The sequence below is a fragment of the Mucilaginibacter sp. OK098 genome, from assembly GCF_900142915.1.
In the GTDB taxonomy this organism is placed as follows: domain Bacteria; phylum Bacteroidota; class Bacteroidia; order Sphingobacteriales; family Sphingobacteriaceae; genus Mucilaginibacter.
Genome location: NZ_FRCM01000004.1, coordinates 422626 through 435251, shown reverse-complemented (window position 1 = coordinate 435251; position 12626 = coordinate 422626). Strand labels below are relative to the sequence as shown.

Here is a 12626-nt window from a genome sequence, read left to right as displayed (position 1 = left end):
CAATAGCTTAAGATCACAAAGCTTCGAAAGCTGACGAGCCCTGGTTACCCCTTCAGCGCCAATGCTTCAACATTGGCGGCAAGCGCATGGCGACACCCTAAATATGACAAGCAATATGGATAAGAAATATCTTTACCAGGATATGCAATCAAAGGTTTCGATTTCTAAAGCTGACTTTGAAAAGTTCGTCGACTGTTTTGAACTCAAAATAATCGGCAGGAAACAAAAACTTATAGAAGAAGGGAAGCCCAACAATAAATTATACTTTATTGAGGAAGGTCTTTTATTTTCTTATAAAATGCTTGACAATGGCAACCGGCAAGTGATCCAATTCGCCAAAGAAAATTATTGGATTTCTGATTTATATAGTTTTTTTTCAGGCTCAAAGGCTTTATTTACCATTCAGGCACTGGAATTTTGCAAAGTTTGGGGATTTTCAAAAACAGATTTTGACAAAATTTGCGAACAATATCCTGAAATGGAAACTCTATATAGATCCCCCGCCCGGTCAAACATCTTTCGCTTAACCGCAAACGATTTTGAGTACCGACACTCAACAAAAGTCCTCAGAAATTAATCTGAAGACTTTCTATTTAAGTGGGAGTTACTAAATTTAAACCAGTAACCCTCCTGATTATAAATAGGGGATACCCTCAACCAGCTGAGATAAACTCACGGAATATCCAGGCCTACCCGCTAATTCTGCTGGAAACGTCTCTCCAGCGCATAGCCATTGTATTCCTCTTGATAGATAAGCCTTTTTTCTTTTCCCTGGGCGGGGATCGTTTCATTCAGGCCGGAGACGTACGTTGCTGTCACACTTTGGTGCTTTAAGCGTCTTTAACAAGATGAGCCGTTAAACACTAACTTCTCTTTTGAATTATAAATTCATGCCCGATTACCGTAAATTTTCTGATAAAGAGCCGAAAAACATGAAAAAACTAAAAATACTTTTTATACTCGCCCTGCTGCTTACAGCAGAGACCACTTTTGCCTGTACCATCGTTTCCTGCACCCGTAAAGGACAGGTATTCGCGGCAGCCAATGAGGATGATTACAGCTCTACTCCCTATGCCAGGATCTGGTTCAATCCCCCTGCAAAGGGAAGGTACGGCTCTGTATGCTTTGGCCTGACCGACGGGCAGGCGCAGGCGATGATGAATGAATACGGACTATACGTTGATTTTACGGCACAATACAGTATTGACCCTTCAAAATACCATCCGGCCCATCCTTACCAGGGCGATTTGTTCTTTGAGATCCTGACGAAGTGTAAAACGGTAAAAGAGGCTTTGGCCTTTATGAAAACGCATGATTATGCCTTTGGCTCACAGGCACTGCTGGCCGATGCAACCGGCAGTTCGGTGGTAATCAATATCGGTGATAAAGTACTCAAACAAGGCAGTTTCCAGATCAACACCAACTTTAATATCAGCGACTTGAAAAAGGGTGTTTCAGACCGGCGGTACAACCTTGCAAAACAAATGCTGGTTAAAAGCTCAACCGTATCCCTCGCCTCGATGAAGGCCATACTGGACCGAACCCACCAGGAAGGCGACCTGACCACCTTATATTCCTATGTTTTTGATATGAAACGCGGACTGATCTACGTTTACTTCTTTCATAATTTTGATGACGTTTATGTCATTGATATTAAAAAGGAGTTAAAAAAAGGTTACCGCCTGGATAACCTGGCAGATCATTTCCCGGTTTCTTATGCCTATGAAACCCTGGTACAAAAAGACCCGAACTATAAAAAGGAGCAAATACTGGGCGCTTACTATAAAGGCGGCCGGCCAGACAGCCTGATAGACCGTTATATTACCAGGGCGGCTCATCCGGCAGCTAAAGACAGCACGCTCCGGAATGTCATGATTGAAATAGGCATACAATTGATAAAAGATGCCTGGAACCAGCACGATGGCGGTCACATGTGGGATTACTGGTTCAGCCTTCCGGCCGGATACGCCATCACTCATTTTAAAGACAAACGCCTGGATGCTGCTGACCGTATCTTTAAATCTATTACCGGCGGCCCGATAACGGATATCAAGATGAAGAACTTTCTCACCGAGCTGGAAGCCTACATCAGCCTTGTACAGGGCGATGCGGCTACCGCGAAAGCTTTATATGCCAGCGCGTCAAGTGACCCGAATGTGGCTTACCCGGTTTCTTATAACCGTGCGAAAAAAATGTTAACCGAAATTAATTGAGCCATGAAAACAGCCGTCAAGTTGCTCTGGCTATTTGTCAGCAGCTCCACTTTGGCCTGTTTTGTCACGAGTACGCCACCTCTTTTGGCCTGCGCTGCATACCCGCGCCCAATGTCATTAAGTTAAGGGAAACACAAACATGATTCACCCCAAAAGCCTTTTAGCCCCCTCTAAATCTCCTCCGCTAGTTAGCGGAGAGACTTTTAGCTTCACTCGTGTTTATTTTTTTAAGTCCTCCCTACCGGGGAGGATTTAGGTGGGCTATCGGACGATGCCATGTGGTTAGTTTATAGCCAACGTTCTCTTAACTTAATGACATTGTACCCGCGCCAGAGGGGGCGGTCAAGGTTGAAAGAAATGTTTAACCTCGTAGCATCTGATAAAAGCAGTAAAGATAAAAGGTAGAACTAATTGGGTACAGATGATTAGAGAGCAGATAAATTACATTATCTAAATGAAAAATTATACCTAACTTTATAACACACAGCCTACTATCCTTATGCCAATCCAAAGTAATAAAGCTGTTTCACCTTTAAGTTGGGTAATTATTACCGGATTGGGCTTTGTATTGTTCGTAGCCGCGGCGGTAATACTTATGATCTTTAGCAATAAAGCAGCGAATTTAAGTCCCCAGATTTATTTTTTTTTATTGGTTTTTGTGGCCTTAATTGCATCGGGCTTTTTATTTGGCGCATTAAAAGCACATGCCAAATATAGCGGCAAATTGTATAACGGCACTTTAGCGCTTGGCGGGCCCGCAGTGATTTTTTGCCTGATTATTTATTTTGGCTTAAAGCTTTCTCCCGTAGCCGACTCATTTGATATCAAATTCATTGTTTTTGGTGATGAAAGCAAAAATGAGCTGGTAAGTGGCGGATTGCTTAAGGTGTTGTTCAACAAACCCGACTCGGCAAGGATTGAAAATGGTGTTGTAACCTTTAACGAGTTGCCAGCAAATTTATTAGGCAAAAGCATTACTATTACTCCTGCCGTGGCCGGTTATTACCGGCAAAGCCAGCAAGTTACTATTCCTGTTGATGGGCGTACGCCTATTGAGCTGCACCTTAAAAAAAAAGCTGATTCCTTAAAAATAAGCGGTTTGGTTGTAGATGGGCAAGGTCAGCCTGTGCCGGATGTACTGATTGTACTGGCAAACGGGCTTTATAAAACCAATGCCGATCAGTTGGGCAATTTCAGCTTTATATTACCAATAAAGGATGGCACAGAGCTTCCGGTAAGGGTTTACAGGGAAAAAAAGCTGCGTTATAACAACACACAGGTCTTTTCTTCAAAAATACCGCTTACCCTTCAGTTGAATAAGTTATGAAAGCGATCATCTGCATAATAAGCTTATGTATGAACGGGTTTAGCGGCTACGGACAGACCATTGTTTTTAAGGGCCAGCTATTAAACAACAACTCTGTAGTTAAAAACTATACGATAATTATCAACGGAAAACCGGCAACAACAGACGATTCTGGTGTATTTACAACGGCCATAAGCAGCAGCGCCAGCCAGCTTACCGTTCAGCCATCCGACAAAAATTATATCATCGCGTACCCAACAGGCGGCAGGGTGCTGGTACCTAAAGACCCATTATTACTGACTCAGATTGTACTGGAAGGCTTCCAGTCAAACAGCCAGATCAAGAGCTACCTGGCATCATTGGCCCAACTAAAAGATGCGGCTAAAAAAGGGCAATCCGAAACAAAAACATTACAGATAAAAATTGATTCCATAGCCGCCAGTCTTAAAAAATCGGGTTATACCAATGATGACCTGAGAATAGCCCGGGAAAGGCAGGATGGCATTGATTTGTTTTACCCCGAGATCAGCAGCACCCTGCAGAATTATATCCTGCAGGCTCAAGCTTTAATGATCGCCTTTAAATTTATAGGTGTGTATGCCTTCGTTAATGTTAATGCGCTCACCCAATACGCGCAAACCCAAAACGGTTTCAACCAGGCATTTGAAAAATTATATGTCAATTATCCTACTTACTCAAAAAAAATGACCGATTACTGGGACGATCCATCACTTCCCAAAGCATTTGAAGGTATAGCTGATACGCTGATCTATGGTATCGGAAAAAATAAGATCGTCCCATTAAATGACCTTAAAAATCAAATCAATCAATATTTCCAAAACCTGGTACCAGAGAAGGATAAAGACACGCTAAAAAGGCAAATTCAATCACAAATAGCTGAGCAGGTTCCGGGTATTACCGATCAGCTTAATGCCATGGAACAACGTGTAAAACAATTTTTGAACCGGTTAAAGAATTAATATTCATCAAATAACTAAAGCATATCACCATGAAAAAGTTAAATTTATCATTCTATGTTATTTTAATCGTTATTGTGGCTTTTTGCACCACAAACTGCGGCAAAGACTCTAATAGCGGCGGCGGGGGCGTTGCTGTTCTTTTAGGCGACCTTATCGGTTTTTGGCAAAATAATAGTGATTCATTCACGTTTCAGGATCAGGGGGGGCAACTCGGGGGCTCCGGAACAATTAACAATAGAAGCGGAACGGTTACCAATAGCAAAATTAATAACACCTCATTTACTTTTGACCTGATATTTGACGATGATAAAACTGTAAAGGGTTATCAGGGAACGATAGATGCAACAAAAAAGATATTAAAATTAACTTCAGGAACAACAAATACTTTTACTAAGCAATAACTGGTTAACCCGCCCAGTCAAGCGTCTTTCGCTTTACCGCGAACGGTTTTGAGTGTCCACACTCCACAAAAAAGCCCTCAAAAATTAATCTGAAGGCTTCGTTTTTGTGGTGGCTATTACACAAATATCCAACCATTTCCTATCTGATTTGCGCCTGATTGCGAATTTAGATTTATAATTTTTTTGGATCAAAAGGCGGGTGGGCTACAAATTATAGTAAGTATTGGTTTAAATTTCTATATAAATTAAATCATCGTAGGTCGGCCGGAATATATTCGCCTTCATATGGAGTTTATTAAATGGGCTTTTATAGTTATTCCGACCGCAAACTTTTCACCGGGTTTGCCAGTGCAGCTTTGATCGACTGGAAGCTTACGGTTATCAAAGCGATCAAAACAACGCCGAGTCCCGCCAGGGCAAACATCCACCAACTGATGGTGACCCTATAGGCAAAATTCTGCAGCCATTGGTGCATAGTCCACCAGGCAATAGGCGATGCAATTAAAATTGCCACCATAACCAGTTTGACAAAATCTAGAGATAACAACGTAGTAATGCCCTGTACGCTGGCGCCTAAAACCTTACGGATGCCTATTTCTTTACTGCGCTGCTCTGCTAAGAAAGCAGAGAGGGCGAATAAACCCAGGCAGGCAATAATAATAGCCAGTACGGCAAAGCTGGTAAATATTTTACCCGTACGGGTTACGTCTGCATACATATTGGCAAAGTCCTCATCCAGGAAAGTGTAACGTATGGGTTGATTGGGCGAATATTTTTTCCATAACGCAGATATATTTGCAATAGCATTTTGTACATCGCCGCCGCGAAGTTTAACCGTCATCATTGATGTGCTCAAAGCATAGTGAAGCACAACAGGGCCAATCTCACCACGCATCGACTCATAATTAAAATCTTGCATTACACCAATAACAGTAAATATGCCATTGTCGCTGATACGTGCTCCAACCGGATGTTTCAAACCAAGTTTTTGCGCCATGCTTTGATTGATGATAATGGACCTTCCGGCAGTATCATCGGCCAGCTCATAGGAGAAATTTCTTCCTTCAATTAACTTAATGCCTAATGTTTGAAGGTAAGTATCGTCTACTTGCCAAATCTGGCCCAAAACAGGAGGCTCAATTTTTTCACGCCCTTCTTTAAAAAAAGCATTTCCGTTACGCGCGGTGCCGTTTACCGGCAGGTAATCACTTATGGACACGCTTTTAACAGCAGCTATTTTATTAAGTTCTGTTTTAAAATTCCTGATGTTTTGATTACCCAGCGTATTAGTGCTTTGCAATATCATCACCTGGTCTTTGTCAAAACCGACCTTACGGTTCAGTATAAAGTGCATTTGGTTGTAGATAACAATGGTACTGATGATCAAAATGATGGAGGCCGCGAACTGAAACACGACTAGCCCATTGCGTAGTACAGGGTTTTTGCTGCCGGTACTGATAGTCCCTTTTAATACCTGCCCCGGACTGAAGCCCGATAGATAAAATGCAGGATATAAACCGGCAAGCGTACCAACAACCAACGTAGAAAGCAGGATAACCGGAACAAACCACCATTCAAACCACGGCATGGTAAGTGACTTTGCCGCGATGCTGTTGAAATAAGGCAATAACAGCCACGCTGCAATAATGCCCAGGATGAACGAGATAAAGCTGTAGATGAGCGATTCGGTAAGGAACTGAGCGATAAGGCTGCTGCGGTACGAACCTACAACTTTGCGCAGGCCCACTTCTTTAGCGCGACCAGCCGACTTGGCGGTAGAAAGATTGATAAAATTAATGCAGGCAATGATCAGGATAAATAAGGCGACAGCGCCGAAAAGCCAGACAAAACGTATATCACCGTTGGTTAGCCCATCCGAAAAATCGTATGAATACAGGTTGATATCGGGCACCGGCTGCAGGTAAACATGGAACTTCCCAGCTTCTTTTTTGGGGTCTTGCGCACCTCCCTTACGAGCTTCGGGCATCCAGTAGTTTTTTCTCAGGCCGATATTGAGTTTTTCTTCAAATGCTGCTACATTGGTGCCGGCCTTCAGTTTAATGTACTGGATATAGTTGTACCAGCGCCAGCTATTTTGCTCGCCGGCCCCAAATTCCATCCCGGAGAGGGTGATAAAAAAGTTGAACGGGTGTAAATGCGAATTTGCAGGAATATCGGCCATAACGCCACCTATTCGGTATGGATGCGACTGGTCATTGTCAATATACATTACCCGGCCAAGCGGGTTTTGGCCACGGTAATACTTGTCGGCCATAGTTTTAGAGATCACCAGGGTTTGCGGCTCTTTTAAAGCTGTAGCACCATCCCCGTACACCATTGGCAGCTTAAAAGCGCTAAAGAATGACTCATCAATGTAAATTATACCTTGCTCGTAAGTATTTTGCGACGCTTCAGCAGGGCGCAGTTCGGCGTGGCCAAGGTATGAGTTAATTAGCCTCATTCGCCCGGCAAATTGAACTTCGGGAAAGTCTTGTTGTATAGCTTTTGACATAGGTGCGGGCCAAGCCAGGCCACGGCTCATTTCGCCGTCGCCTACAACCCGGAAAATACGGTCGGCACCTGGATAAAACCGATCGAAAGTCATTTCGTTATGAATATACAAGCCAATGAGTAAACAGGCAGAGATCCCCAAGGCAAAGCCCCCGATCTTTACGGTTGCATACATTTTTTGCCTGAGCAACTGGCGGTAAGCGATTTTAAGGTAATTCCTTATCATAATATTGCGTTTTAATGTTTCAGGAGCCCAATTTGGCAGGCTTTCTGAACGCAATATTACCGGTCGTATTCGTGACAGAGGTGCCAACTTATCAATTGGCCCTCCTTTTTTCAAGTAGTTTTTGTATTCCACCGGGGTTTTGCCGGTCATCTCTTTGAAAACCCGGTTGAAAGTTCTTTTGGAATTGAATCCCGACTCGTAAGCGATACCCAATAGCGTGAGCCGGTCGTAGATCGGGTCACGCATTTTTCGAGCAACTTCACGCACACGAAATTCATTGATAAAATCGCTGAAGTTCTTTTCCAGCCCAAGGTTAATGATCCGGGATAAGTCATGCGGATGGATCATAAGTTTAACCGCCAGTGTGGCCAGCGTCAGTTCGGCATCCTCATAAAGGCAGTTTGCCGCCACCACCTCCTTAAGCCTCCGGCTTTTCTCTTTTGCATCCGATCTGTCAGTTATTGGCATTGCCAGCTGGACGCTGCTATCCGGTTTCAGCATCGCTTCCACGGCCATTCCAATCAGTACAAAGGCCAGCGTCAAATAGAAAATAGCATTAAACAGCGATAACACACATAACAAGCCGAGCAAGAGTAATGAGCGGTCCAGTGACCGGAAAGCAAAACGGGGTCTGTCCATCAGCACCGGCTGCAACCGGCGATAGAAATCCTCAATCAACCGGTGCGACAGGTACAAATAGGTCATGACCAAAACTAAAATCAGCCAGGCTGGCATCCAAAATCCAACAAGTAAGGAGCAAAAATGAAGCTTATCTTTCCAGCGGAAGCGCCGGTCCGGCCAGGTTAACTGTCGTACATAAAAATACAACAGCGGGCCCAGCGCTGGCAAGAAAAACGGTGAAAGGCCACCAGTCTTTAATACGATAACGGCTAAGGCCGAACTCAAAAACAGGTTAGCTGCTTGGCCGGGTCTTTTTGCGAATCCTAAGAGCAGCGCAAGCGTCAGCCCCGAGAACAGGGTCCCCATGGAGGCCAGGTCATACAGGCTGATATGAAAAAAATAGGGTCTCAAATACAGTTAGCAACTTCAATCATCGTTCCAAATTACACATTTAATTGATTGCTAGTAAATTATGTAAAAATTGAACTTGTTTATGTAATAAAAGCGAACAGCTCGCTGTTCGCTTTTGATTCAGTTCGAACCAGTGACCCTCTTGATTATAATCGGGATGCGCTGAATCAGCTATTTTCTTTTCATCTATAAGCCTGGTAAACTATTGCTAATCCCCAAACAGGTAACCACTTAAAGCTAACCCCCTGGCTACACTTTTAAAGTTATCGCCCGAATTTAAGTTAACGTGAGGAAATCTGTTTTTGAAAAGTTTTTGAATACTAACCACCATAGAAGTGCCGCCGGTTAAAAAAAGGCTATCGATATTTTCAGGGTTGATATTATTTTGCAGCATGAAATCATCCAGGTAGTTTGCAATCCGGTCCACATCTTTTGCGATGATCTGTTCATAGTAAGGCAAGCCGATTTTCTCCTCAATGTCGATATTCATTTTGTGATAGCTAAACGTTGCTGTATCGGCATCGGTAAGCGTAATTTTTGTTTTTTCGATGGATTGGAATACAGAATAGCCTAAATTATTTTCAATAAGCGTGATCAGATTTCTAAACTGCGGGTTATTACCTGAAAAATAATAGTAATCTTCTATATCCTTTTGAACGCGCAGGCCGTTAAAGAAATTCATTTGCTCCCATGAGCAAATATTGGCAAAGAGCGATTTTGGAACAGTTAAAACCTTCCCCGGGGTTGCCTCATACTGCGTGTTTTTGCCAAAATATGGTGTGCCCTTCTCCCACATAAAAGCGGAATCGAAGCTATCGCCGCCTATATAGATCCCGCCATTGGCCATCATGTCATTCTTACGGTCTTTACTCCCTGCTTTTTCAGGGTCAAGCACTAAATATGTAAAATCTGTGGTACCTCCGCCAAGGTCAGCCACCAATACATTTTCCTTTTTAACGAGGCTTTTTTCATAAGCGAACGCTGCTCCAATGGGCTCAAATTGAAAACGGATCTCTTCAAAGCCGGCAATTTCCGCCGCTTTATTTAACCGGGTCTGCGCCAGCGTATCTTTTTTTACATCGTCGTCATCAAAAAAAACAGGTCGGCCAATTACGGCTTTCCGGCAATCATATCCGATCAATTGATCTGCACGGTCTTTTAGCTCCTTTAAAATGATCGCTATCAAATCCGAAGCATTATACTTCTTATTATGGATCCTGGTTTCTGTAAAGCTGCTTCTTGATAATATTTGTTTAACAGACTTGATAAAGCGTCCTTTCATGTCATCGTTCAGGTAGGCTGTAATCGCCTCTTCCCCTACAACATAATTTGAGGTGCTTCCGGCATTGAACTGATGATAGAAATAAATGAGCGAAGGAATAATGATGGTACTGTGTATTTCTTTCGTTTCTTCGTCGTAAATAGCCAGTGCCGAGTTGGTTGTTCCAAAATCAATTCCGTATAAAAATTTCTTCATATTAAGGAGATAAACAGTAAAAAAGGCAACAAAAAAACCCTTAGATTATCTCTAAGAGGTTTTTGTTAAGTGGGAGTTACTGGGTTCGAACCAGTGATCCTCCCGATTATAAATCGGGATGCCCCGAACCCGTTATGAGCTTTTCTATCATTTTGCGGCTTTCCCAATTTTTAATTTGCTTTTCACGCCTTAGGGCATCGGGCTTTGTCTCATGTTCTTCAATCTATTTTATTTTCCAATCAAACACTCCACCAGTAAAGCCTGAGTGGTTAGTATTATGCTTTACCAGCCTTTTAGCCACATCTTCGCATGAGCCGACGTAATATTTATTTTTTGTTGGCGAATAGATTATGCAGGCAAAATATATGATTGCAAATCTCTCTAAATAGAAAAACCTGGTATTTCTACCAGGTTTTTGTGGGAGTTACTGGGTTCGAACCAGTGACCCTCTGCTTGTAAGGCAGATGCTCTGAACCAGCTGAGCTAAACTCCCTTTATTGTTGTGCTTCCTGTTAACTTTGAGAACCGTTGTGTTCCCTTCGTTTTGGGATTGCAAATATAGAATCTATAGACTATTCTTCAAAAAATATTTTACTTTTTTTATTAATTTGTTTTTTATACGCGGTAAGTGTATTATTAACAGCTATTTATATTATTGAATTTACCAGGTTGTTATGGCTTTGCTTAACGCTTTTGCATGTTAAATTAATAAAAACTCACAAAATTACATCGCCATATGCTCGCCCGGGCGCGGATCATCGGGCAATATCTCCATTTCGGGGAAGTCGATGTACTCAGCATACCATTGGATAGCGCTTACAACATCCAGAGCATCTTCAGCTACAATATTTATAGTTTCAAAGGCATATAGCTTACTTTCGGCGTAGGCATAAAGCTGGATTTCGTTGTTATCCGGACTAAACGACTCTTCAGTAAGGCAAAATACCCTGATCTTTAAATGGGTGTCTCTTGAATGAATAACGTCCCGGCAAGGATTATTCGGATCGGTTGCTAATAAATATATATTGTAATCCATATAAGTGTAACAACATTAATGTGTTATGGTTTCCAATTAATAAGGTAAGATTATAAGATGTTGATAAATTATAAAGTTGTTTAGAAATTTACAGGTAGCTATTTTATTGTGCAAAATTATTCCATCGGGGTGTGTAAATAATTCCTCAATTTATTTTCTCTACAGGAAAAAATAAAATTATTTATAGTCTTTTTAAGCAAATTTATTATTGGCATTGCTTTTGGGTTAAATTATAAGCCCTTCCAAAGGGTTGTTTTTCATAGGTAGATGTAGGGCCGTAAAACTGCGAGAGTTTTTCGGCCTTTTTTGTTCGGGTAGTAGCAAAAAACATAGATTAATTCACGGTTGTATTGGTTATTGCAACGCAGCCGTTTCAAATAAAGATCTCTATTTATACTGACCTCAAAGCCGGGTATCGAAAGAACCCGGTTTTTATTTTTTCAGGGCTTGCTTCCCAAACTTTATCAGGTCATCAGCTTTAATAAAACCAACTGAACCTAAAACCGGCTTACCTTTAGGGTCGAATATAATGAGCGTGGGGTAAGCTCTTAATTGCCATTGCCGGGCAAGCTCGGGGCCGCGGCCTTTTTCCATATCAATAGCCACATTTACAAAATTGCTGTTATAAAAAGCGGCTGCTTTATCATCGGTAAAAGTTTGTGCCTTAAGCATTTTACATGGCCCGCACCAGGTGGCATAAGCGTCAACAAAAATATATTTATTTTGTAATGCAGCTTGTTTCAGGGCTTCATCCCACGAGTTTTCAATGAAAACAATATGAGTGGGGTTTTTATCTGTAGTGGAACCATGATAGTATTTTACGCCGGTTAAAGCTAACCCCGCTACCAGCAAAATTTGCACTGTGTATTTGTAAAGTACTGAAGTAAAAAGATCTCTCATATTTATAATTAAGACAAAAAAATAGCACCTGTAAATTGAATTTACTAAAGGTGCTATTTTTTATTGAATATAATATTAACTATTGCTCTTTCTGCGGTTCCTTGTTAGGAGGTGGCTGTTGGCGTTGTTTAGCCTGTTGCTGCCTTTGTTGTGCTTGTTGTGCGGCACGTTGCTGGGCCTGTTGGGCAGCTTGTTGCTGGCGCTGTTGAGCCTGTTGTGCAGCCTGCTGCTGACGCTGCTGAGCTTGTTGCTGGGCCTGTTGGGCAGCCTGCTGCTGACGCTGCTGAGCTTGTTGCTGAGCCTGCTGAGCCTGCTGTGCGGCTTGTTGCTGGCGTTGCTGAGCCTGTTGTTGGGCTTGTTGTGCGGCCTGCTGTTGCTTTTGCTGAACCTGCTGTGCTGCGCGTTGCTGAGCCTGTTGTGCTGCCTGCTGCTGCTTTTGCTGAGCCTGTTGTGCGGCTTGCTGAGTGGCCTGCTGCTGCTTTTGCTGGGCTTGTTGTGCTGCTTGCTGAGTAGCCTGTTGCTGCTTTTGCTGAGCTTGTTGTGC

The 12626-nt window shown here is 42.5% G+C and carries 11 protein-coding genes and 1 tRNA gene; 5 read left to right on the top strand and 7 right to left on the bottom strand.

The window, feature by feature from the left end; all coding sequences use genetic code 11:
- Nucleotides 1–142: 142 nt before the first annotated feature.
- The 5 genes from BUE31_RS15440 to BUE31_RS15420 all read left to right on the top strand — a co-directional run bounded on the left by BUE31_RS15440 (nucleotide 143) and on the right by BUE31_RS15420 (nucleotide 4900).
- Nucleotides 143–577, top strand: coding sequence for a Crp/Fnr family transcriptional regulator (locus BUE31_RS15440; protein ID WP_159440695.1), 435 nt, complete (start codon nucleotides 143–145; stop codon nucleotides 575–577).
- A gap of 355 nt (nucleotides 578–932) precedes the next feature.
- Nucleotides 933–2213, top strand: a complete 1281-nt coding sequence (locus tag BUE31_RS15435) for a carcinine hydrolase/isopenicillin-N N-acyltransferase family protein (RefSeq protein ID WP_143167136.1) — start codon at nucleotides 933–935, stop codon at nucleotides 2211–2213.
- Nucleotides 2214–2712: 499 nt separating this feature from the next.
- On the top strand, nucleotides 2713–3540 hold the full coding sequence (locus tag BUE31_RS15430; protein WP_073404693.1) for a carboxypeptidase-like regulatory domain-containing protein: 828 nt from the start codon (nucleotides 2713–2715) through the stop codon (nucleotides 3538–3540).
- 29 nt (nucleotides 3541–3569) lie between these two features.
- Entirely contained in the window at nucleotides 3570–4499 is a 930-nt protein-coding gene (locus BUE31_RS15425; RefSeq protein ID WP_234997838.1) for a hypothetical protein, read from the top strand.
- 29 nt (nucleotides 4500–4528) lie between these two features.
- Entirely contained in the window at nucleotides 4529–4900 is a 372-nt protein-coding gene (locus tag BUE31_RS15420) for a hypothetical protein (RefSeq protein WP_073404691.1), read from the top strand.
- Between the two features lie 313 nt (nucleotides 4901–5213).
- On the opposite strand, the gene BUE31_RS15415 is transcribed toward BUE31_RS15420, so the two are convergent.
- The 7 genes from BUE31_RS15415 to BUE31_RS31080 form a co-directional block, all read right to left on the bottom strand.
- A complete protein-coding gene (locus BUE31_RS15415) occupies nucleotides 5214–8669 on the bottom strand; it encodes an ABC transporter permease (protein ID WP_143167135.1) in 3456 nt (1151 codons plus the stop codon).
- Nucleotides 8670–8877: 208 nt separating this feature from the next.
- A complete protein-coding gene (locus BUE31_RS15405) occupies nucleotides 8878–10146 on the bottom strand; it encodes an Hsp70 family protein (RefSeq protein WP_073404690.1) in 1269 nt (422 codons plus the stop codon).
- Between the two features lie 223 nt (nucleotides 10147–10369).
- Nucleotides 10370–10495: a GIY-YIG nuclease family protein gene (locus tag BUE31_RS31690; RefSeq protein ID WP_410504001.1), complete on the bottom strand. Its 126-nt coding sequence runs from the start codon at nucleotides 10493–10495 to the stop codon at nucleotides 10370–10372.
- A gap of 69 nt (nucleotides 10496–10564) precedes the next feature.
- Nucleotides 10565–10639: transfer RNA gene (locus BUE31_RS15395), tRNA-Val, on the bottom strand.
- 231 nt (nucleotides 10640–10870) lie between these two features.
- Nucleotides 10871–11182: a hypothetical protein gene (locus tag BUE31_RS15390; RefSeq protein ID WP_073404689.1), complete on the bottom strand. Its 312-nt coding sequence runs from the start codon at nucleotides 11180–11182 to the stop codon at nucleotides 10871–10873.
- 432 nt (nucleotides 11183–11614) lie between these two features.
- Complete coding sequence (locus BUE31_RS15385) at nucleotides 11615–12082, bottom strand: thioredoxin family protein (RefSeq protein ID WP_083619976.1); 468 nt, start codon at nucleotides 12080–12082, stop codon at nucleotides 11615–11617.
- A gap of 79 nt (nucleotides 12083–12161) precedes the next feature.
- On the bottom strand, nucleotides 12162–12626 hold a 465-nt coding region (locus tag BUE31_RS31080), incomplete at its 5' end, for a hypothetical protein (protein ID WP_200801930.1).

Coding starts and splice junctions, on each gene's coding strand:
- BUE31_RS15440 (WP_159440695.1), top strand. CDS start 143: ATGCAATCAAAGGTTTCGATTTCTAAAGCTGACTTTGAAAAGTTCGTC.
- BUE31_RS15435 (WP_143167136.1), top strand. CDS start 933: ATGAAAAAACTAAAAATACTTTTTATACTCGCCCTGCTGCTTACAGCA.
- BUE31_RS15430 (WP_073404693.1), top strand. CDS start 2,713: ATGCCAATCCAAAGTAATAAAGCTGTTTCACCTTTAAGTTGGGTAATT.
- BUE31_RS15425 (WP_234997838.1), top strand. CDS start 3,570: ATGAACGGGTTTAGCGGCTACGGACAGACCATTGTTTTTAAGGGCCAG.
- BUE31_RS15420 (WP_073404691.1), top strand. CDS start 4,529: ATGAAAAAGTTAAATTTATCATTCTATGTTATTTTAATCGTTATTGTG.
- BUE31_RS15405 (WP_073404690.1), bottom strand. CDS start 10,146: ATGAAGAAATTTTTATACGGAATTGATTTTGGAACAACCAACTCGGCA.
- BUE31_RS15390 (WP_073404689.1), bottom strand. CDS start 11,182: ATGGATTACAATATATATTTATTAGCAACCGATCCGAATAATCCTTGC.
- BUE31_RS15385 (WP_083619976.1), bottom strand. CDS start 12,082: ATGAGAGATCTTTTTACTTCAGTACTTTACAAATACACAGTGCAAATT.